The 19,751-nt window shown below is 64.2% G+C and carries 22 protein-coding genes; 9 read left to right on the top strand and 13 right to left on the bottom strand.

Annotation, left to right across the window (positions count from 1 at the left end):
• Positions 1-3 precede the first annotated feature (3 nt).
• The 11 genes from ABMA59_RS09710 to ABMA59_RS09660 all read right to left on the bottom strand — a co-directional run bounded on the left by ABMA59_RS09710 (position 4) and on the right by ABMA59_RS09660 (position 11,052).
• Positions 4-2,997, bottom strand: coding sequence for a 2-oxoglutarate dehydrogenase E1 component (locus ABMA59_RS09710; protein WP_349005131.1), 2,994 nt, complete (start codon positions 2,995-2,997; stop codon positions 4-6).
• Between the two features lie 126 nt (positions 2,998-3,123).
• Positions 3,124-4,020 carry a succinate--CoA ligase subunit alpha gene (gene sucD / locus ABMA59_RS09705; protein ID WP_349005130.1) on the bottom strand — a complete coding sequence of 299 codons (897 nt, stop codon included), beginning with the start codon at positions 4,018-4,020 and terminating at the stop codon, positions 3,124-3,126.
• An 18-nt stretch (positions 4,021-4,038) separates the two neighbouring features.
• Complete coding sequence (locus tag ABMA59_RS09700) at positions 4,039-4,464, bottom strand: PIN domain-containing protein (protein ID WP_349005129.1); 426 nt, start codon at positions 4,462-4,464, stop codon at positions 4,039-4,041.
• The gene (locus ABMA59_RS09695; protein WP_349005128.1) at positions 4,388-4,702 is read right to left on the bottom strand and encodes a hypothetical protein; all 315 of its coding nucleotides are present in this window, start codon (positions 4,700-4,702) and stop codon (positions 4,388-4,390) included. Before ABMA59_RS09695 ends, ABMA59_RS09700 begins: the two co-directional genes overlap by 77 nt.
• Before the next feature lie 60 nt (positions 4,703-4,762).
• Entirely contained in the window at positions 4,763-5,134 is a 372-nt protein-coding gene (locus ABMA59_RS09690; RefSeq protein ID WP_349005127.1) for a cupin domain-containing protein, read from the bottom strand.
• A gap of 268 nt (positions 5,135-5,402) precedes the next feature.
• Complete coding sequence (gene sucC, locus ABMA59_RS09685) at positions 5,403-6,599, bottom strand: ADP-forming succinate--CoA ligase subunit beta (RefSeq protein WP_349005126.1); 1,197 nt, start codon at positions 6,597-6,599, stop codon at positions 5,403-5,405.
• 30 nt (positions 6,600-6,629) lie between these two features.
• The gene (gene mdh, locus ABMA59_RS09680; RefSeq protein ID WP_349005125.1) at positions 6,630-7,592 is read right to left on the bottom strand and encodes a malate dehydrogenase; all 963 of its coding nucleotides are present in this window, start codon (positions 7,590-7,592) and stop codon (positions 6,630-6,632) included.
• Between the two features lie 260 nt (positions 7,593-7,852).
• Positions 7,853-8,740: an ADP-ribosylglycohydrolase family protein gene (locus ABMA59_RS09675; RefSeq protein WP_349005124.1), complete on the bottom strand. Its 888-nt coding sequence runs from the start codon at positions 8,738-8,740 to the stop codon at positions 7,853-7,855.
• A complete protein-coding gene (gene zapE / locus ABMA59_RS09670) occupies positions 8,737-9,924 on the bottom strand; it encodes a cell division protein ZapE (protein ID WP_349005123.1) in 1,188 nt (395 codons plus the stop codon). Before zapE ends, ABMA59_RS09675 begins: the two co-directional genes overlap by 4 nt.
• A 20-nt stretch (positions 9,925-9,944) precedes the next feature.
• The gene (locus ABMA59_RS09665; RefSeq protein ID WP_349005122.1) at positions 9,945-10,472 is read right to left on the bottom strand and encodes an AprI/Inh family metalloprotease inhibitor; all 528 of its coding nucleotides are present in this window, start codon (positions 10,470-10,472) and stop codon (positions 9,945-9,947) included.
• 139 nt (positions 10,473-10,611) lie between these two features.
• Positions 10,612-11,052, bottom strand: coding sequence for a VOC family protein (locus ABMA59_RS09660; protein ID WP_349005121.1), 441 nt, complete (start codon positions 11,050-11,052; stop codon positions 10,612-10,614).
• A gap of 118 nt (positions 11,053-11,170) precedes the next feature.
• On the opposite strand from ABMA59_RS09660, the gene ABMA59_RS09655 reads away from it, so the two are divergent.
• The 9 genes from ABMA59_RS09655 to ABMA59_RS09615 all read left to right on the top strand — a co-directional run bounded on the left by ABMA59_RS09655 (position 11,171) and on the right by ABMA59_RS09615 (position 18,878).
• Positions 11,171-12,241, top strand: coding sequence for an MBL fold metallo-hydrolase (locus ABMA59_RS09655; protein ID WP_425475890.1), 1,071 nt, complete (start codon positions 11,171-11,173; stop codon positions 12,239-12,241).
• Between the two features lie 70 nt (positions 12,242-12,311).
• Positions 12,312-12,473 (top strand): DUF1328 family protein, encoded by a 162-nt coding sequence (locus tag ABMA59_RS09650; RefSeq protein ID WP_349005119.1) that lies wholly within the window; start codon positions 12,312-12,314, stop codon positions 12,471-12,473.
• 74 nt (positions 12,474-12,547) lie between these two features.
• Positions 12,548-13,432 carry a diaminopimelate epimerase gene (dapF, locus tag ABMA59_RS09645; protein ID WP_349005118.1) on the top strand — a complete coding sequence of 295 codons (885 nt, stop codon included), beginning with the start codon at positions 12,548-12,550 and terminating at the stop codon, positions 13,430-13,432.
• Positions 13,432-14,730, top strand: coding sequence for a tRNA (N(6)-L-threonylcarbamoyladenosine(37)-C(2))-methylthiotransferase MtaB (mtaB, locus tag ABMA59_RS09640; protein ID WP_349005117.1), 1,299 nt, complete (start codon positions 13,432-13,434; stop codon positions 14,728-14,730). The genes dapF and mtaB overlap by 1 nt, the downstream gene beginning before the upstream one ends.
• A gap of 358 nt (positions 14,731-15,088) precedes the next feature.
• Positions 15,089-16,729 carry a signal recognition particle-docking protein FtsY gene (gene ftsY / locus ABMA59_RS09635; protein ID WP_425475889.1) on the top strand — a complete coding sequence of 547 codons (1,641 nt, stop codon included), beginning with the start codon at positions 15,089-15,091 and terminating at the stop codon, positions 16,727-16,729.
• 2 nt (positions 16,730-16,731) lie between these two features.
• A complete protein-coding gene (locus ABMA59_RS09630; RefSeq protein ID WP_349005116.1) occupies positions 16,732-17,379 on the top strand; it encodes a septation protein A in 648 nt (215 codons plus the stop codon).
• Positions 17,380-17,390: 11 nt separating this feature from the next.
• Complete coding sequence (locus tag ABMA59_RS09625; protein WP_349005115.1) at positions 17,391-18,005, top strand: pyridoxamine 5'-phosphate oxidase family protein; 615 nt, start codon at positions 17,391-17,393, stop codon at positions 18,003-18,005.
• Positions 18,006-18,024: 19 nt separating this feature from the next.
• Complete coding sequence (locus ABMA59_RS09620) at positions 18,025-18,555, top strand: NADPH-dependent FMN reductase (RefSeq protein ID WP_349005114.1); 531 nt, start codon at positions 18,025-18,027, stop codon at positions 18,553-18,555.
• Between the two features lie 155 nt (positions 18,556-18,710).
• Positions 18,711-18,878 carry a hypothetical protein gene (locus ABMA59_RS09615; protein WP_349005113.1) on the top strand — a complete coding sequence of 56 codons (168 nt, stop codon included), beginning with the start codon at positions 18,711-18,713 and terminating at the stop codon, positions 18,876-18,878.
• Between the two features lie 90 nt (positions 18,879-18,968).
• Here the strand turns inward: ABMA59_RS09615 and ABMA59_RS09610 are convergent, their stop codons facing one another.
• Positions 18,969-19,571 (bottom strand): DsbE family thiol:disulfide interchange protein, encoded by a 603-nt coding sequence (locus ABMA59_RS09610; RefSeq protein WP_349005112.1) that lies wholly within the window; start codon positions 19,569-19,571, stop codon positions 18,969-18,971.
• Positions 19,568-19,732, bottom strand: a complete 165-nt coding sequence (ccmD, locus tag ABMA59_RS09605) for a heme exporter protein CcmD (protein ID WP_349005111.1) — start codon at positions 19,730-19,732, stop codon at positions 19,568-19,570. Before ccmD ends, ABMA59_RS09610 begins: the two co-directional genes overlap by 4 nt.
• Between the last annotated feature and the right edge of the window lie 19 nt (positions 19,733-19,751).

The raw sequence follows: 19,751 nt of genomic DNA, 5'->3' as shown, positions 1-19,751 counted from the left end.
GTTCTATTCGCCGAGAGCGTCGTCGAGGAATGCCTGCAACTGCGCCAGATGCTTGGACATCAGGCCGGTCGCCGGCGAGGCGGAGGCGGGCCGGCCCGTATAGCGCACGCGCTGGTGCTTCGCGTCGATATGGGCGAGCACCCATTCCAGATAGGGGTCGATGAAGGCCCAGGCGCCCATGTTCTTCGGCTCTTCCTGGCACCACACCATCTCCGCGCCGCGGAACCGCGACAGTTCGTTGATCAGCGCCTTGGCCGGGAACGGGTAGAGCTGTTCGACGCGCAGCAGGTAGACGTCGTTGATGCCGCGCTTCTCGCGCTCCTCCAGCAGGTCGTAATAGACCTTGCCCGAGCACATGACGACACGGCGGATCTTCGAATCCTTGACCAGCCGCACAAGATCGCTGCCGGCGCCCTGCGACTGCGCGTCGTCCCACAGCAGCCGATGGAAGGCGCTCTCGCCCGACATTTCCGACAGCGTCGACACCGCCCGCTTGTGGCGCAGCAGCGATTTCGGCGTCATCAGGATCAGCGGCTTGCGGAAGTCGCGCTTCAACTGCCGGCGCAGGATGTGGAAATAGTTCGACGGCGTCGTGACGTTGGCCACCTGCATGTTGTCTTCGGCGCAAAGCTGCAGATAGCGCTCCAGCCGTGCCGAGGAGTGCTCCGGACCCTGGCCCTCATAACCATGCGGCAGCAGGCAGACCAGGCCCGACATGCGCAGCCACTTGCGCTCACCCGACGAAATGAACTGGTCGAACACCACCTGCGCGCCGTTGGCGAAATCGCCGAACTGCGCTTCCCAGAGCGTCAGCGCCTTCGGCTCGGCGAGGCTGTAACCGTATTCAAAGCCGAGCACCGCCTCTTCCGACAGCATCGAGTTGATGACTTCGTAGCCGGCCTGCGCCGGCGAGAGGTTGTTCAGCGGGATGTAGCGGGTTTCGTCGCGCTGGTCGTAAAGAACCGAATGGCGCTGCGAGAAAGTGCCGCGCTCGGAATCCTGGCCGGAAAGCCTGATCGGGTTGCCGTCCAGCAGGATGGCGCCGAAGGCCAGCGCCTCGGCCGTCGACCAGTCGATGCCTTCGCCCGAATCGATCATCTTGCGGCGCGTCTCGAGGAAGCGCGAGATCGTCTTGTGCGCCTCGAAACCCTTCGGCGTCTCGGTCAGCTTGCGGCCGATCTCCTTCAGCGTCTTCAGCGGCACGGCGGTCTTGCCCCGGCGCAGCTCGTCCTGGCTGTCGGCGGTGCGCAGGCCGGACCAGGCGCCGTCCAGCCAGTCGGCCTTGTTCGGCTTGTAGGCCTGGCCGGATTCGAACTCTATCTCCAGCCGGGCGCGCCAGTCGGCCTTCATCTTGTCGAACTCTGCCTGGGTGATCAGGCCCTCGCCGATTAGCTTGTCGCCATAGATCTGCAGGGTCGATTTGTGGCCGCGGATGGTGCGGTACATGATCGGCTGGGTGAAGGCCGGCTCGTCGCCCTCATTGTGGCCGAAGCGCCGGTAGCAGAACATGTCCACCACCACCGGCTTCTGGAACTTCATGCGGAATTCGGTCGCGACCTTGGCCGCGTAGACCACAGCCTCCGGGTCGTCGCCGTTGACGTGGAAGATCGGCGCCTCGATCATCTTCGCCACATCCGACGGATAGGGAGAGGAGCGCGAGAAGCGCGGATTGGTGGTGAAGCCGATCTGATTGTTGATGATGAAATGCAGCGTGCCGGCGACCCGGTGCCCCTTCAGCCCGGAAAGGCCGAGGCATTCGGCGATCACCCCCTGGCCGGCAAACGCCGCGTCGCCGTGCAGCAGCAGCGGCAGCACCTTTGCGCGCTCCTCGAGCGGCACGATCTCCTCGCGGGTGCGGCCGTAGAGCTGGTCCTGCTTGGCGCGCGCCTTGCCCATCACCACGGGGTCGACGATCTCCAGATGCGAGGGATTGGCGGTCAGCGACAGATGCACCTTGTTACCGTCGAACTCGCGGTCCGACGAGGCGCCGAGATGATATTTCACGTCGCCCGACCCCTCCACGTCGTCGGGGGCGTAGGAGCCGCCCTTGAACTCGTGGAACACCGCCCGGTGCGGCTTGGCCATGACGTTGGTCAGCACGTTGAGGCGGCCGCGATGCGCCATGCCGAGCACGATTTCCTTCATGCCCAGCGAACCGCCGCGCTTAATGATCTGCTCCAGCGCCGGGATCAGCGATTCGCCGCCGTCGAGCCCGAAACGCTTGGTGCCCTTGTACTTGACATCGATGAACTGCTCGAAACCCTCGGCCTCGATGAGCTTCTGCAGGATGGCCTTCTTGCCTTCCTTGGTGAAGCTGATTTCCTTGTCGGCGCCCTCTATGCGCGACTGGATCCAGCTCTTCTCCTCGGGGTCGGAGATATGCATGAACTCGACACCGAGCGTCGAGCAGTAGGTGCGGGTGAGGATTTCCAGCATCTGCCGGATGGTCGCGGACTCCAGCCCCAGCACGTTGTCGAGGAAGATCTTCCGGTCGTAGTCGGCTTCCGTGAAGCCGTAGGCGGTGGGCGACAGCTCGTTATAATCCTCGATCGGCTTGGCGAGATGCAGCGGGTCCAGGTCGGCGTGCAGATGGCCGCGCATGCGATAGGCGCGGATCATCATGATGGCGCGCACCGAGTCGCGGGTCGCCTGATGCACCTCGTCGTCGGTCATCATGTGGCCGTTGGCGACGGCCTTTTCCTTGACCTTCTTTTCGATGACCTTTTCGATCAAGCCCCAATTGCCGTCGAGCGCGGAGACCAGTTCGCCATTGGCGGCGATCGGCCAGTTCGGCTTCGACCATGAGGCGCCCTTGGCGTTCTTGCGGACGTCGCCCGCGTCGTCCTTCAGCGCGCCGAAGAAGACGCGCCATTCGGGCGACACGGACTGCGGATCGTCCTCATAGGACGCCTGCAACTGCTCGATATAGTCGGCGTTTCCACCATAGAGAAACGAAGTGACCGAGAATTGGTCGTTGGCCTGATCTTGTCGTGCCATCTGCCTATCTTTCGGAGTTTTTGGGCTCCGTCTCCTTTGTTGAGGGCAGTCGGCGGTGGGCAATAGGCAGTCGGGACAAGCGCGTGTTTGCGAAACCCTACTGCCGACTGCCCATTGCCTACTGCCTCATCCCTTGATCGCTTCCACCAGCGTCTTGCCCAGCCTCGCCGGCGAGGGCGAGACCTTGATGCCGGCCGCTTCCATGGCGGCGATCTTGTCTTCCGCGCCGCCCTTGCCGCCGGAGATCACAGCGCCCGCGTGGCCCATGGTGCGGCCGGGAGGGGCGGTGCGGCCGGCGATGAAACCCGCCATCGGCTTGCTGCGGCCCTTCTTGGCCTCGTCCCTGAGGAACTGCGCCGCGTCTTCCTCGGCCGAACCGCCGATCTCACCGATCATGATGATCGACTTGGTCTCGTCGTCGGCCAAGAACATCTCCAGCACGTCAATGAACTCCGTACCCTTCACCGGATCGCCGCCGATGCCCACAGCCGTCGACTGGCCGAGCCCTTCGTTCGTGGTCTGGAACACCGCCTCATAGGTAAGGGTTCCCGAGCGCGACACAACGCCCACCGAGCCCTTGCGGAAAATGTTGCCGGGCATGATGCCGATCTTGCATTGGTCCGGCGTCACGATGCCCGGGCAGTTCGGCCCGATCAGCCGCGACTTCGACTTGTCGAGTTTTGCCTTGACCTTGACCATGTCCATCACCGGGATGCCCTCGGTGATGCAGACGATCAGAGGGATTTCAGCCTCGATCGCCTCGATGATGGCCGCCGCCGCACCCGCCGGCGGCACATAGACGACCGAGGCGTTGGCGCCGGTCTTTTCCTTGCCTTCGGCCACGGTGGCATAGATCGGCAGCGAGACGCTGCCGTCCCAGTAGGTGCCGCCTTTCTTGGGATTGATTCCGCCGACCATTTTCGTGCCGTGATAGGCCAGCGCCTGTTCGGTGTGGAACGAACCGGTGTTGCCGGTCAGGCCCTGCACCAGGATTTTCGTGTTCTTGTCGATGAGGATGGACATGCGGAACGGAACTCCGGGTCAGGGATCTAGAAACGGATTGACGGCGCGAACCGAGCCGTAAACCTGGTTGTGGTTGAGGTCTTCCGTGTAGAAGATCGGCGCGCCGAGCCGCTCGGCGGCGGCGAGCAGCGCGGCGTCATAGTAGTTGATCCGATAGCGGCGAGCGAAGTCGAGGCCGGCGCGCACGTAAATATCATCGACCGGGACGGACGGGCAGATTCCAAGGAAAACAAGCCAGCGGTTGAGCGCATCATCGGTGAGCAGAGATCTACGACGGCATACCGACGTAAATTCAGCCATGATCTGGCCGGACGTGGCAAAGAGCGATCCCAGGACGAGGGTTTCCGCGATAGGCGAGCGTCGTGGATCACGATTCGCCCTCATTGAAGCCGCGTAAATCAGGACGTTCGAGTCGAGAAAGTATGCGGTTTTCTCGTTCTTCATAGGCGTCCATTCGATTCCAGACATAGGGTTCGCCGCCGGTATCCTTGGCCGCCACAGTCTTCGCTTCCGCTATCAGCTGCCGCATGCCCTCGTGTGCCCAGGCAATCCGATCGGCTTGCTCGACTTCATGTTCCAACAGCGAACGCACCATCGCGTTGAGCGTGGTCTTGCGCTTGTCCGCCAAGGCTCGCGCCTGCTCCAGAAGTGTCTCATCGATTGCTAGCGTCACATTCTTCATGGTCGCCTCCACATAATCACACAGGAATTATATGTGTGATTATGTGTAAAATGTCCATCTCTAAAGCCGCTTCAGTTCCGTAACCGTCAGGTCACTTCTGGCATTTCCGGTGTTCAACGTTGTCGCCGGTTCGAACATTAGCACCACCGGCTCCTCGGTCAGCGATCGCGGTCGGTGCTCGACGCCGCGCGGCACGACGATGAAGTCGCCCTCGCCGAGTTCTACCGGCCCGTCGCGGAAATCGATGGCGATCTTGCCGCGCAGAACGAGGAACGCCTCGTCTTCGTTCTCATGCGCATGCCAGTCGAAAGTCTTGCCGAACTTCGCGACCTTGGCCTGGCTGTCATTCACGTCGCCAGCGATGTGCGGATCGAAGACTTTTTGAATCTTCTGGTCCGCCGCTGCGACGAGGTTGATCTTGCGGGGCAGCATCGTCAGGGCTTTCCTTGCCGTAGATCGTCTCTAAGTTCGCGCAACACAGCGGTGATCTCGCGATTGCTTTCAACAAGTTCCCGGATCGCAGCGCTATTGTCGGCCCCAACGCTTTGCCGGCTACGCGCATATCGTTTGAAAACGGTCACTCCCCAAATCCAGGTGCCGACGTAGATCACGAACGGAAGCCAAGCTACTATCGTTGCTGCCACCCCTGGGGAACTGTCCGTTTCCATCGCCGCGTCTTCGACCAACGTCAGAAATTGCGTTACGCGTTATCGACCGCCGCCACGATCTTCTTGGCCGCGTCATCCAGATCATCCGCCGAAGTCACGTTCAGCCCGCTCTCGTTGATGATCTTCTTGCCGAGTTCGGCATTGGTGCCTTCCAGACGCACCACCAGTGGCACTTTAAGCCCGACTTCCTTGACCGCCGCGATCACACCCTCGGCGATGATGTCGCACTTCATGATGCCGCCGAAAATATTGATCAGGATGCCTTTTACGGCCGGGTCCTTGGTGATGATCTTGAAGGCCGCCGTGACCTTTTCCTTGCTGGCACCGCCGCCGACGTCGAGAAAATTGGCCGGCTCGGCGCCGTAGAGTTTTATAATGTCCATGGTGGCCATCGCCAGGCCGGCGCCGTTGACCATGCAGCCGATATTGCCGTCCAGCGCCACATAGGCGAGGTCGTATTTCGACGCCTCAATCTCCTTCTCATCTTCCTCGGTGGTGTCGCGCAGTTCCACGACCTCGGGATGACGGAACAGCGCGTTGTTGTCGAACGACACCTTCGCGTCGAGCACGCGCAGCCGGCCGTTCTTCATGACGATCAGCGGGTTGACCTCGAGCAGGCTCATGTCCTTCTCGACGAAGGCCTTGTAGAGGGCCGGGAAAACCGTCTCGCCATCCTTTGCCGCGTCGCCGTCGAGCCCGTAGGCGGCATTGATCTTCTTCACGTCCTCGGCGGTCACGCCTGCCTCCGGGTCGATCGCCAGCGTGATGATCTTTTCCGGCGTGTCGTGGGCCACTGCCTCGATGTCCATGCCGCCCTCCGTCGAGACAACGAAGGCAATCTTGCCGACCGAGCGGTCGACCAGCAGCGACAGATACAATTCGCGAGCGATGTCGGCGCCGTCCTCGATATAGAGGCGGTTGACCTGCTTGCCGGCCGGGCCGGTCTGCTTGGTCACCAGCGTGTTGCCGAGCATCTCACCGACATTGGTCACCACGTCGGCGACCGATTTCGCCAGCCGCACGCCGCCCTTGGCGTCGGGCGCCAATTCCTTGAATTTTCCCTTGCCGCGCCCGCCGGCATGGATCTGGCTCTTCACCACATAGAGCGGCCCGGGCAGCGCCTTTGCCGCCGCCTCCGCCTCGCCGGGCTTGAGGATGGCAACACCTTCGGCGACGGGCAGGCCGTAGCCCTTCAGAAGCTGCTTGCCCTGGTATTCGTGGATGTTCATGGCTGGCCTCTCGCTTGCTTGCGGGCTCGGTTACTTCAGGCTGGGCGCGATGGTGACGCAGGCGTCGCAAAGGCCTTTCACGGCCGCCACGGACTTCTCGAACATCGCCTTCTCGGCATCGTCGAAGGCGATCTCGACGATGCGCTCGGCACCGCCTGCGCCGATCACCACCGGCACGCCGACATACATGTCCTTCACACCGTACTGGCCGTCGAGATAGGCCGCGCAGGGCAGCACGCGCTTCTTGTCCTTCAGAAAACTCTCGGCCATGGCGACCGCCGAGGCGGCCGGGGCGTAGTAGGCAGAACCGGTCTTCAGCAGGGCGACGATCTCGCCGCCGCCCTTGCGGGTACGTTCGACGATGGCATCCAGCTTCTCCTGCGTGGTCCAGCCCATCTTGACGAGATCGGGCAGCGGAACGCCGGCGACGTTGGAATAGCGGGTCAGCGGCACCATGTCGTCGCCATGGCCGCCCAGCGTCATGGCGTGCACGTCCTCGACCGAAACCTTGAATTCCTCGGACAGGAAATAGCGGAAGCGCGCCGAATCCAGCACTCCGGCCATACCGATAACGTGGCTCTTCGGCAGGCCCGAGAATTTCTGCAGCGCCCACACCATGGCGTCGAGCGGGTTGGTGATGCAGATGACGAAGGCGTTCGGCGCGTATTTGGCGATGCCGGCGCCCACCTGCTCCATGACCTTGAGATTGATGCCCAGCAGGTCGTCGCGGCTCATGCCCGGCTTGCGCGGCACGCCGGCGGTGACGATGCAGACGTCGGCGCCCTCGATGCCGGCATAGTCGTTGACGCCGACATAGCGGGCATCGACGCCCTCGACCGGGGTGGATTCGGCGATGTCGAGGCCCTTGCCCTGCGGGATGCCTTCGGCGATGTCGAAAAGGACGACGTCGCCCAGTTCCTTGAGCCCGATCAGATGGGCGAGCGTGCCGCCGATCATTCCGGAGCCGATGAGGGCTATCTTGCTGCGTGCCATTCGGAAGGAATCCCTGTCTTGGAACTGTCGCGGATAACGCGCTAGAAGTTGGCGACGGGCCTGAGAAAGCCCGGGACATCGCCGCTGCAATAGACCCGTGCGCCGTCATTTTCAACCGATTATTTTGACCTCAATAGTTTCAATCGGTTAGATTGATTTTGATTTACGTAAACGTCAAAATACAAATGTAGGAACAGGCGCGGAGGCGGGTATCCCGACGCCTAAGGCGGATCTCTGCCGCTCAAGAGGTTGCTGTTCGTCTATGTGCTTGAAGCATTGCCGCGGAGATTCCAAAGCCGCTCGGCCCGTTCGACGGTGTCATCGCGCCACGCGAGCTTGGCGAGCCAGTCCCGCGGAATTCCACCAAGTCCATAGCGCGCGCCGGCGATCTGGCCGGTCACCGCTCCGACGGTGTCCGCATCGTCACCGAGATTGGCGGCCAACAGCACAGCCTCCCGGAAATCGGAAGTGGTCGCCACGCACCAGCGCGCGGCGTCGTGCGTTGCCGGAGCGTGACCAGAACTCACGATTTCACCGCGCCGCTTGTAGCGTAGATCGAGGACAGACTCCGGAAGTACGCCGGTCTCGATCAGGTCCCAAAGCGTCTCCGCCAGTTCCGCGCAGCAGCGGTCCGGCACCGAAGCGGCATGCGTCGTCCTGCCCTGAGCCTGTGCCAGTTCGCGGGCGTCGGTGCGGCTGGTCGCGCAAAGCACCACCGGGGCCAGCCGCATGATCGATCCATTGGCCTGCATATACTCTTCGGCATTGTTCACCAGCGAGCCGTCCCGTTGGAAAGCACCGAGCGCCTGGCGTGTGGCATTGCCAATGTCGAAGCATTCTCCGTTCACCGAGTTTTCGCCGAATTCGAACCATCGCCAGAAACTGGCGAGCAGATGCTTGGCGTCAACACGGCCTTCCCTGGCAATTAGGGAGTCGGCAAGGCAGAGCGCCATGGATGTATCGTCGGTCCATTCGCCGGGCTTGAGGCGGAAAGGACCGCCACCGATCATGTCGGTGATCGGCTCAAAACTGTCACGCGTCTTGAACTCCAGCGTGGTGCCGACGGCGTCGCCAATTGCCAGGCCGACCAATGTCCCGATAGCGCGGTCGCGCCGATCACCACCGCGATCTGCGCCCGGCTGGTTCACGAGGCAGCAGCCTGGACGCCGACGGCCACGTGTCTCTCCGCCCATTCCCGCAGCCAATCCGCGCTCTGCATTTCGATCAGCCGCGACACGGTGCGGTCGAACTCGAACACCTCGACGCCGGTTTTCCCCGCGTAGAGGCCGGTGGGAGGGGCAGCGGCGCTGACGACCAGCCGTACATGCCGGTCGTAGAGTGTGTCGATCAGGAGGATCAGGCGTTTGGCCTCGTTGCGCCGGCCGTCCGCCAGCACCGGGATGCGGTCGATGAACAGCGTCGAATAACGCGAGGCGATGGCGAGGTAGTCGCGCGCGCCGAGCGGCTTTTCGCAGAGGTCGGCGAAGGAAAAGCGCGCGGCTTCGCCGCTGGCGGCGGGTATGGGTATCTCGCGGCCTTTGACCGCGACGCTGTCGGGGGCCGAGCGGCGGCCATGTGTGACGGCCGCCCAGGCCTCGTCCATCTGCCGGTCGGCCTCCGGCCCCAGCGGCGTGACATAGACCGGCAGGCGGTTGAGCTTTTCCATCCGGTAGTCGGTGTCGGAGTCAAGACTGATCACGTCGGCATGACGCTTGAGGATATCGATGAAGGGCAGGAACAGCGCCCGGTTGAGCCCTTCGCGGTAAAGGCTGTCGGGCGCGACGTTCGAGGTCGCCACCAGCACGACGCCGTTCGAAAACAGCGCCGAAAACAATCGCGAAAGAATCATCGCGTCGGCGATGTCGGTCACCGTGAACTCGTCGAAGCAGAGAAGCTGCGCCTGCTCGGCGATCGCTTTCGCGACCGGCGGGATCGGGTCGTCCTCCTTGACGGTCCCCTCCTTGCGCGCCTGCCGGTGCTTCTGGATGCGGTCGTGGGCGTCGGCCATGAAGTCGTTGAAATGGACTCGCCGCTTGCGCCGCATCGGCACCAGTTCGAAGAACATGTCCATGAGCATGGTCTTGCCGCGGCCGACCCCGCCATGGATGTAGAGGCCCTTGACGCCCGACGCCTCGGGCTTCTTGGCGAACAGCCAGCCGAGCGCGCTGGATTTTCGCGCGAGCCGTTTTGCGGACAGGGCGTCGAGCAAGCGGTCGAGCGCGCGCACGACGTTTTCCTGCGCGGGGTCGCGGCTGACCACGCCCGTCGCGGCCAGATGATCGTAGCGCTGGCGCACGGTGGCGTGCGGCTCGAGGCCGTCGCGAAGATGCATGGCAGCGCCGGGATCGGCGATCAGCGGCTGAAGGAGATCGGCACGCCGCTTTCAGTCTGGCCGTCGAACTTTTCCGAGCCTGACGAATAAAGGCGCGCCATCACCCCGCCATTCTCGTCATAGAGCGACAACTGCTTGCCGGCGACGTTCCACGACTTTACCCCGTCGACCGGAGCCGGGCAGCGCAGCGGTCCGGCGCGGAAACCGGAGCCGAATTTTGTCTGCGACGTCGCGATCTTGCAGCTCTGGCCGGAGACCGAGACGTTCCAGACGCCGCCGACGGTCGATGGCGTCAGGTCCGGGGCGTTGGCGGGCGGCGCGGCCGGCGCGGCCGCCACATCGGCCGGATTGGGCGTCGGCGCGGTCGGGAAGGCGGCGGGATTGGCAGGCGCGGGGGGCGGCAGCGTGCCGGATGTGACGGGACCGGACGGCGCTGCCGGCAGCGGCTCTGGCCGCGTGTCGACCGAGGCCATGCGTGAACTCTGGCACCCGCTTACCGCCAGCGCGGCAATTGCCGCCAGCAGGACGCCTGTCCTCGAAAATGCCATACCCGACCTCCTGCGCATTACCGCCGCGTCCACATTCACAGCTTTGCTGAAGCCATAATAGGGCAGAATTTCAACCGCTCATGGTTAAGATACGGTTTCCGGCAAGAAATGTTGCAATTTTGTCGCGGTTTGTATGCTGCTAGCCCGACAGCGCCGCACTCGGCACGAAGATATAACCATGCGGCCCGACGATGTAGCACTCGCGGATGCCGTGCGGCTTGTCGAGCGACCCGGCAAGCACGGTATGGCCGGCGTCTCGCGCCCTCGCCTCGATGGCGTCCGGGTCGGCGCCGTAGAGCCTGATCTCCATGCCTTGCCCGCGCAGTTCGACGCCTTCCAGCACGCCGGTCATCGCATGGTCCAGATAGGTATGGTCGGCGTGCAGCATGAAGACCGAGCCGAGCAGGTGCACCACCGCGAAATCGACGTCCGAATAGACGATGGTTGCGCCCAGCACGTCGCGGCAGAAGGCTTCCATCTCCGCGACCTCCGGCACAAGCAGGTTGAGGCCGACGCCACGCGGCAGGGACCGTCCGAAATCGTCCGCCGGCATCCAGGCCTGTCCGGTGCGTTTTTTCATGCGTGCCTCCGCCTCAGCTTGACTGAGGAGGACACTAAATCTGTCCGCGACGTCTGATAATGCGCCAGATTGCGTCGTGACGGTTCTCCAGCCGCGCATTGCCGCCTATGTTGAGGGAATGGAAACGCGGCGCGCAAGCAGGCAGTCATCATCCCCGGCGGAACGGGCAGGCGCGTTGGCGGGGCGGACGGGGCCGGGAAATCCCTATTATTCCGGCCCGCCGAGCGATCATTTCGACGGGCAAAAATTCTTCAATCCCAACGGCCTGCCTCCCGGCAGCTTTCGCGACCTGCTGCGCTGGCAGACCGGCGGCGGGCGTTCCAAATGGCCGGCGAACTGGCCAAGCCCTCACGCGGCCGCCCGGCCTGCGGAAAGGATCGACGGCGGCGCGTTGCGGCTCACCATGGTGGGACACTCGACCTTGCTCATCCAGATCGCCGGGCTGAACATCCTGACCGATCCCGTGTGGTCGGACCGCGTCTCGCCGCTCTCCTTCGCCGGACCGAAACGTGTGAATGCGCCCGGCATCCGCTTCGACGATCTGCCGCGCATCGACGCGGTTCTGGTCAGCCACAACCACTACGACCATCTCGATCTTGCGACGCTGAAACGGCTGCAAATCGGCCACGATCCGCTGTTCGTCACGCCGCTCGGCAACGACGCACTGATCCGAACGGCCGCGCCTGGCGCACGGGTCAGTGTCCATGATTGGGATGAGAATGTGCGGGTCGGCGACGGCGCCGTCGTCCACCTCGAGCCGGTGCATCACTGGTCGGCGCGCGGCACGCGCGACCGCCGCATGGCGCTGTGGTGCGGGTTTGTCGTCGAAACCGCCGCGGGAAAAATTTTCTTTGCCGGCGATACCGGCTTTCACGACGGCACTCCCTATAGCCGCCTCGCAAGCCGGCATGGTGAGATGCGCCTCGCCATCCTGCCGATCGGCGCCTACGAGCCGCGCTGGTTCATGGAGCCGCAGCATCAAAACCCGGAGGAAGCCGTCAGCGGCATGATGCTGTGCAACGCCGCCTATGCCGCCGGCTGCCACTGGGGCACGTTCCACCTCACCAACGAGCCGATCGACGAGCCCCGCGAAAAACTGTTCGCGGCGCTGGCGGCGCAAGGCATCGCGCGCGAAAAATTCCGGCCGATGCTGCCCGGCGAAGTCTGGGATGTGCCCGAAATCGGATGATCGGCCCGATCTCCACGCCGGAACGAAGCGCAGTCCTGCCGCGTTTCCGGCGCGAGCGGAGGTTGCTCTCATGATCAAATGGATTCTCATTCTGCTTGTGGTCGCCGCGGCTGCCAGCCTGCTCGGTTTTCCCCGGCTGGCCGGCGCGGCCGCGACCGGCGCCCAGGTGCTGATCGCCATCGTGCTAATCCTGTTCCTGCTGGTGATCCTCGGCGTCCTGGCGATCACCTGACGTTCCGCGGTCGCGTAAGCCGCCACGTCGCTCCGCACTGGTAATTCCCGCGCCTTTCCGCCATATAGCCCGGCATGAACGCGCGCGCGCCCTTCGCCAAGATGAACGGGCTCGGCAACGAGATCATCGTTGCCGACATGCGTTCGCGTGCCGACCGGGTCGCGCCCGCCGCCGCGCTGGCGCTGGACGCCGATCCGGCGACAAAGTTCGACCAGATCATGGCGATTCACGACGCGCGCACGCCCGGCACCGATTGGTTCGTCGACATATTGAATTCGGACGGCTCCAAGGCGCAGGCCTGCGGCAACGGCATGCGCTGCGTCGTCCAGGCGCTCGCCGCCGAGACCGGCCGAAAAGTGTTTACCTTCGAGACCGTCGCCGGCATCTTGAATGCCGAGGAACATGCGGACGGCACGATCTCCGTCGATCTCGGCAAGCCGCGCTTCGGCTGGCAAGACATTCCGCTCGCCGAGGAATTCACCGACACCCGCGCCATCGAACTGCAGATCGGCCCGATCGATGCGCCGGTGCTGCATTCGCCCTCCGCCGTTTCGATGGGCAACCCGCACGCTGTATTCTGGGTCGACCGCGACGTCTGGACGTTCGACCTCGACCGCTTCGGCCCGCTGTTGGAAAACCATCCGATGTTTCCCGAGCGCGCCAACATCACCATCGCCGAGGTGACCGGGCGCGACCAGTTGACCATCCGCACCTGGGAGCGCGGCGCCGGCCTGACCAAGGCCTGCGGCTCGGCGGCCTGCGCCTCCGCCGTCGCCGCCGCGCGAACGGGGCGCACCGGGCGTACCGTCGCCATCATCGCGCCCGGCGGCCCGCTCAAGGTCGAATGGCGCGCCGACGACCATGTCGTGTTGACCGGCCCAGCCGAATGGGAATTTTCTGGCAGTCTCGATCCGGCCACCGGCGCCTGGCTGCGCGACACGGCCGAGAGCGCTGCCTGATGGCGCCGTTGTCCAAGGCGATCGACGTCGTCACTTTCGGCTGCCGCATGAACACCTACGAATCTGAGGTGATGCGGCGCGAGGCGGAGGCCGCCGGGCTGGGCGCGCTGGAAGGCGGGGCCGTCATCTTCAACACCTGCGCCGTCACCGGCGAGGCGGTGCGCCAGGCCCGCCAGGCGATCCGCAAGGCGCGCCGCGACAATCCGGACGCGCGCATCATCGTCACCGGCTGCGCCGCGCAGACCGAGCCCGAAACCTTCGCCGGCATGGACGAGGTCGACCTGGTGCTCGGCAACGAGGAAAAACTTCACCGTCACAATTACCGCGCCCTGCCGGATTTCGGCGTCAACGATTTCGAGAAGGCGCGGGTCAACGACATTTTTTCGGTGCGCGAGACGGCCGGACACATGGTGGACGCCATCGAGGGGCGGGCGCGCGCCTTCGTGCAGGTGCAGAACGGCTGCGACCATCGCTGCACCTTCTGCATCATCCCCTATGGGCGGGGCAATTCGCGTTCCGTGCCGATGGGCGCGGTGGTCGATCAGGTTAAGCGTCTCGTCTGCAACGGCTATGCCGAGGTGGTGCTGACCGGCGTCGACATGACCAGTTTCGGCGCCGACCTGCCGGGGGCGCCGAAGCTCGGACGGTTGGTCAAAACCGTGCTGCGGCAAGTGCCGGATCTCAAGCGGCTGCGCCTGTCGTCCATCGACTCCATCGAGGCCGATCCCGAACTGGTGGAGGCCATCGCGACGGAACGCCGGCTGATGCCGCACCTGCACCTGTCGCTGCAGGCGGGTGACGACATGGTCTTGAAGCGCATGAAGCGCCGTCATCTTCGCGACGATTCCATCCGCTTCTGCACCGAAATCCGCGCCGTGCGGCCCGATATCGTGTTCGGCGCCGACATCATCGCGGGATTCCCGACCGAAACCGAGGCGATGTTCGACAATTCGCTGAAGATCGTCGAGGAATGCGGCCTGACGCATCTCCACGTCTTCCCGTTCAGCCCGCGAAAAGGCACACCGGCGGCGCGCATGCCGCAGGTCGACGGCGCGACGATAAAGGCGCGCGCGGCGCGGCTGCGGGCAGCCGGCGAGGCCGCTTATCGCAGGCATCTCGCCGCGCTGGCGGGCACGACGCAGCGCGTGCTGGTGGAGCGGCCGGGCCTCGGCCGCACCGAGGGTTTCACGCTGGTGGCGATCGACATCGGCGCGCCCGGCGAGATCGTCAATGCCACAATTTCCGGACATGACGGCGAACGGCTGATCGCCGCGCCTGCCACGGCTGAGGCGGCCTGATTTTCGCATGGCGCTGGGTTTTCTGAAAAAGGTCTTCTCGTTCGGCCGCAAGGAGGTCGAGCAGCGCCCTGCCGAGGACGAGCCGCTCGCGCCGCTTAACCTAGAAGCGCTAAAGGATTTTGCCGCGGAAGCGCCGCCGCCCCCCGCCCCCCTTGAGGGGGAGGTGCCTGCGAAGCAGGCGGAGGGGGTCGCCGACGAAGTGCGCGACACCTTGGTTACCGCTGCTCGCGGCGTTGGGGAAGAAACGCCGAGCACTGCGGAGGCGACCCCCTCTGGTCCTTCGGACCATCTCCCCCTCAAGGGGGGAGAAGAGCCGGTGCCGACAGAGCCCGAAGTTCCGACACCCACGCCGGAGCCTATCCCTGCGCCTGAACCCGAACCGGAAAAGCCCGCGCCGGAAGTCGAGCCGCAACCTGCCCCGGAACCCGAGCCTGCGCCTCCGGAAGTCCCCGACGAGCCCGTCCAGCCTGAGCCCGCTAAGCCCGAACCTACCCGGCAGCCGCCTCCCGAGATTCCGCACGAACCGGCGGTCCCGGAAATACCCACGCCGTCCGAGCCCGAACAACCCGCGCCCGCGCTTCCGGAGGTTCCGACACAACCGGCTGAACAGCCACAACCGACTCCTGTAGAGGTTCCTCCTTCCCCACCCGGGGAAGTCCCGGCCCCGGTCGAGATTCCCGACCCGTCGACGCCAGCCGCGCCACCCTCCCCCCTTGCGGGGGAGGTGCCTGCGAAGCAGGCGGAAGGGGTCGCCGATGAAGCGCGCGACTCTAGTCTTCAACCTGTGCAAAGCGTCGAAGACGCAACGCCGAGCACTGCCGCAACAACCCCCTCTGGCCCGCCAGTATCGCCGCCACCGGCGGCACAAGTTGCTGCGGGCGTCGTGGAGGCGATACAGGCGGGCCATCTCCCCCTCAAGGGGGGAGAGGAGCCGGCGCGCGCCTCCCCCGTCGTGCCCGAACCGACGCCCATCGCACCCGACCCGGCCCCGCTTCCGGTCACGCCTCCCGGCAAAGTCACGGTCGGCAAGGCCGTGGAGAAGAAGGTCGAACCGCAACCGGCCGCTCCCGCGCCCGAGCCCCGCAAAAGCTGGTTCCAGCGGCTGCGCGACGGGCTGTCGCGGTCGTCGCGCGAACTGACCGGCTCGATCGCCGGCATTTTTACCAAGCGCAAGCTGGACGAGGACACGCTGGAGGAACTGGAGGACGTGCTGATCCGCGCCGACCTCGGCATGGAAACGGCGCTGCGCGTCACCGATACGCTGGCCTCCTCGCGTTATGGCCGCGACGTGTCCGACACAGAAGTGCGGACCATCATGGCGCAGGAAGTCGAAAAGGTGCTGACGCCGGTGGCGAAGGCGCTGGAACTCGACTTGTCCCACAAGCCGCATGTCATCCTCGTGGTCGGCGTCAACGGCACCGGAAAAACCACGACCATCGGCAAGCTCGCCGCAAAGCTGCGGCAGGGCGGGCTTTCGGTCATGCTCGCCGCCGGCGATACGTTTCGCGCCGCCGCGATCGAGCAGCTGAAAATCTGGGGCGAGCGTACGGGCTCGCCGGTGGTGTCCTCCAAGCTCGGCGCGGATGCGGCCGGTCTCGCCTGGGACGCATTCGAAAAGGCAAAAGAAGCCGGGTCCGACGTTCTGATCATCGACACGGCCGGCCGCCTGCAGAACAAGGCCGAACTGATGGCCGAGCTGGAAAAGATCGTGCGCGTGCTGGGAAAACACGATCCCGAAGCGCCGCATACGGTGCTGCAGACGGTCGACGCCACCACCGGCCAGAACGCGCTCAACCAGGTCGAGATTTTCCGCAACGTCGCCGGCGTCAACGGGCTGGTGATGACAAAACTGGACGGCACGGCGCGCGGCGGTATTCTGGTCGCGATCGCCGCCAAGCATAGACTGCCGGTCTATTTCATCGGCGTCGGCGAGCAGGTCGACGATCTCGAGCCGTTTTCCGCGCGCGATTTCGCCAAGGCGATCGCGGGGGTAGGGTAGCCATGAGCAAGCGAATCCTCGAACGCGATCCGAGCGATCCCCGCAGGAAAGAAATCAACCCGCTGCTGAAGCTGGCACTGGAGCTTGGACCGCTGGTCGTCTTCTTCTTCGCCAACACGCGCGGCGAATGGCTGGCGCAGAAATTCCCGGCGCTTGCCGAGATGGGCGGGCCGATCTTCATCGCCACCGGCCTGTTCATGGCAGCGACGGCGGTCGCCCTTGCCGTCTCCTGGTTGCTGACCCGCACCTTGCCGATCATGCCGCTGGTGTCCGGCGTCGTCGTCTTCATCTTCGGCGCGCTGACGCTCTATCTGCAGGACGATGTGTTCATTAAGATGAAACCCACCATCGTCAACACGCTTTTCGGCGCGGTGCTGCTCGGCGGGCTTCTGTTCGGAAAATCCCTGCTCGGCTATGTCTTCGATTCCGCCTTCAAGCTCGACGCCGAGGGCTGGCGCAAGCTGACGCTGCGCTGGGGTCTTTTCTTTCTTTTCCTGGCGGTCGCCAACGAGGTGGTCTGGCGTAATTTCTCGACCGATACGTGGGTAGCGTTCAAGGTCTGGGGCATCATGCCGATCACCTTGCTGTTCACCATCGCGCAGATGCCCTTGATCATGCGGCATTCGCTGGAAGAAAATACCGGGAAATAGGGGGCAATCCGATGGACTTCATTTCGACGCACGAAGAGTTGCGGCAGCAATACAAGCCAGCGCAGGAAGGGGCACTCCGCAAGGAACTGCGCGCCTTCGATCCCCATTGCCGCAATTTCATCGCCAAAAGCCCGTTCGTGCTGATCGGCTCGTCCGATGCCAAGGGCAATGCCGACGTGACGCCGAAAGGCGACAAGCCGGGTTTCGTCGCGGTGCTGGACGACATCACGCTGGCCATCCCTGACCGGCCGGGCAACAACCGGCTCGACACGCTGGAAAACATCCTGGTCAATCCGGCGATCGGCCTGCTGTTCCTCATCCCGGGCATGAACGAGACGCTGCGCGTCAACGGCGAGGCCCGCCTCACGTTGGACGGGGCGCTGCGCGAGCGGCTCGCCGTCGACGGCAAGGCGCCGCAGAGCGTCATCGTGGTCAAGGCGCGCGCCGTCTACATGCACTGCGCCAAGGCATTCATGCGCTCCGACCTGTGGGCGCCGGAGAAATGGCGGCCGCGCGCCGAAATGCCGACCCTGGGGGAAATCCTCAAGGACCAGCTCGCGCTGGCCGAGACGGCGGAACAGACCGACCGCTGGCTGGACGACGCCTACAGCAAGTCGATGTGGTGAACTGCATACCCGGCGTGCCGTGAACCTGATCGGTCTGTCCGGCAGCCTGCGCGCCGCCTCCACCAACACGGCGCTGTTGCGGGCCTTGCAGGTGGAGACGCCGCGGGGTTGCACTCTCGCCCTCTACGACGGGTTGGGCGCTCTGCCGATCTTCAATCCCGACGACGAAGGCGAGCACACTCCCCTGGAAGCCGTACGCCTGAACGAGGCAGTCAGTCGTGCCGACGGCGTGGTGATCTCCTGCCCGGAATATGCTTACGGCATCCCCGGCGGACTGAAGAACGCGCTCGACTGGCTGGTCTCGGGACCGGCCGCGGTCGGCAAACCGGTCATGCTCGTCCATGCCTCGCACCGTTCGCAGATATCGCGGGACGCCTTGCGCGAAGTGCTGCGTACAATGTCATTCGAGGTCTTTCCGGGACCGGAACTCGAAGTGCCGCTGCTCGGCAAGAAACCGGACGAGGTCGCGGAGATCCTCCGCGATGCAGCATGCCGGCAAAGACTGCGTACGACGCTTGCCGATTTCGTCCGCTTCATCGACGAGCAGTGAAAAGTCGTTAACGCCCTGTATCGGCGTCATGCAATGAATGCATTGCTGCGATGCAGCATATCGTGTTGCAATGCACGCTCATCATGCCAATCTATGCAGCGTGAGGGAGGAACAACCCGGTCGCCGCAAGGCGGCCCAGCAAGGGATCCTCGCAAATGTTTTCGACGCTGATCAACACCACCCGTGACCGCATGGCCAAGCGCCGCCGCTACAACCGGTTGGTCGACGAGATCATGGGCATGTCGCATCGCGACCTCGCCGACATCAACGGCAACCGCACCGACATGCTGCAGCACGCCTATAAGGAAGTGTACGGCCGCTGAAATGTCCGCAAGCGGACGCTCATCTGAGTCCCGCGTAGCATATGTGTAGCTGAGCGGCCGCCGGGAGACTGGCGGCCGTTTCGCATTCGCCTATCGGCCGGCCGCCAGCGCCCTCTCGATCTCCGGCATGAGCAATCTTTGCGCGCTGTCGCCGTCGAGGGGGCCGACATGCTTGTAGACAATCTTGCCGTCGCGCCCGACGACGAACGTCTCCGGCACGCCATAGACGCCCCAGTCGATGGCGGTGCGGCCTTTCTGGTCTGCGCCTACCAAGGCAAAGGGATTGCCGAGGTCGCCAAGGAAACGCCGGGCGTTCTCCGGCTCGTCCTTGTAGTTAAGGCCGGCGATCTGGAAGCGCTTGTCCTGCGCCAGTGCCATCAGCACCGGATGCTCCTGCCGGCATGGCGCGCACCACGACGCCCAGACATTTACCAGCGTGACCTTGCCGGCGAAGGCGGATGAATCCAGACCCGGAAGGCCCAGCCCTTCGATGGACGGAAGGTTCGTCTGTGGCGCGGCCGCGCCGATCAGAGCCGACGGAACGGTGCCGATCTCGCGTCCGGACAGCAGTTGCGAAAGAAAGATTGCCGCGAGCGCCAAGAAGATCGCCAGGGGCAGCAAAACGATCAGTCGGTTCGGGCGTTTCGCCTCGACCTGCCCTGTACCGGGCGCTTCGGAATGGTCGACGGTCATGACGCGGCCTTGTCGGAGCGCCGCCTGACGCCGCTGGCTTCAAGCGTCGCGAGTTCGCGGCGCCGTGCCCTGCCATCGAGCAGCATCCAGCCGATCAGGGCGGCGAGAGCCACCGCCGAGGCAGCGTAGGCAGCGGTCACGTAAAGCGCGTGGGCGGTCACAAACGATCCTCTTTCCGAG

Origin of the sequence: Mesorhizobium yinganensis (genome assembly GCF_040081985.1) — a bacterium.
In the GTDB taxonomy this organism is placed as follows: Bacteria; Pseudomonadota; Alphaproteobacteria; order Rhizobiales; family Rhizobiaceae; genus Kumtagia; species Kumtagia yinganensis.
This window is presented reverse-complemented; position numbering and strand designations above follow the sequence as displayed.

Excerpts from the sequence above, each read along its gene's own strand:
- ABMA59_RS09665 (WP_349005122.1), bottom strand. The coding sequence starts at position 10,472 with ATGGCATTTTCGAGGACAGGCGTCCTGCTGGCGGCAATTGCCGCGCTG.
- sucC (WP_349005126.1), bottom strand. The coding sequence starts at position 6,599 with ATGAACATCCACGAATACCAGGGCAAGCAGCTTCTGAAGGGCTACGGC.
- ABMA59_RS09700 (WP_349005129.1), bottom strand. The coding sequence starts at position 4,464 with ATGAAGAACGAGAAAACCGCATACTTTCTCGACTCGAACGTCCTGATT.
- ABMA59_RS09615 (WP_349005113.1), top strand. The coding sequence starts at position 18,711 with ATGTTTTCGACGCTGATCAACACCACCCGTGACCGCATGGCCAAGCGC.
- ABMA59_RS09695 (WP_349005128.1), bottom strand. The coding sequence starts at position 4,702 with ATGAAGAATGTGACGCTAGCAATCGATGAGACACTTCTGGAGCAGGCG.
- ABMA59_RS09650 (WP_349005119.1), top strand. The coding sequence starts at position 12,312 with ATGATCAAATGGATTCTCATTCTGCTTGTGGTCGCCGCGGCTGCCAGC.
- mtaB (WP_349005117.1), top strand. The coding sequence starts at position 13,432 with ATGGCGCCGTTGTCCAAGGCGATCGACGTCGTCACTTTCGGCTGCCGC.
- ABMA59_RS09610 (WP_349005112.1), bottom strand. The coding sequence starts at position 19,571 with ATGACCGTCGACCATTCCGAAGCGCCCGGTACAGGGCAGGTCGAGGCG.
- dapF (WP_349005118.1), top strand. The coding sequence starts at position 12,548 with ATGAACGCGCGCGCGCCCTTCGCCAAGATGAACGGGCTCGGCAACGAG.
- ABMA59_RS09710 (WP_349005131.1), bottom strand. The coding sequence starts at position 2,997 with ATGGCACGACAAGATCAGGCCAACGACCAATTCTCGGTCACTTCGTTT.
- ABMA59_RS09630 (WP_349005116.1), top strand. The coding sequence starts at position 16,732 with ATGAGCAAGCGAATCCTCGAACGCGATCCGAGCGATCCCCGCAGGAAA.
- sucD (WP_349005130.1), bottom strand. The coding sequence starts at position 4,020 with ATGTCCATCCTCATCGACAAGAACACGAAAATCCTGGTGCAGGGCCTG.
- zapE (WP_349005123.1), bottom strand. The coding sequence starts at position 9,924 with ATGCATCTTCGCGACGGCCTCGAGCCGCACGCCACCGTGCGCCAGCGC.
- ABMA59_RS09625 (WP_349005115.1), top strand. The coding sequence starts at position 17,391 with ATGGACTTCATTTCGACGCACGAAGAGTTGCGGCAGCAATACAAGCCA.
- ABMA59_RS09655 (WP_425475890.1), top strand. The coding sequence starts at position 11,171 with ATGGAAACGCGGCGCGCAAGCAGGCAGTCATCATCCCCGGCGGAACGG.
- ABMA59_RS09660 (WP_349005121.1), bottom strand. The coding sequence starts at position 11,052 with ATGAAAAAACGCACCGGACAGGCCTGGATGCCGGCGGACGATTTCGGA.
- ABMA59_RS09690 (WP_349005127.1), bottom strand. The coding sequence starts at position 5,134 with ATGCTGCCCCGCAAGATCAACCTCGTCGCAGCGGCGGACCAGAAGATT.
- mdh (WP_349005125.1), bottom strand. The coding sequence starts at position 7,592 with ATGGCACGCAGCAAGATAGCCCTCATCGGCTCCGGAATGATCGGCGGC.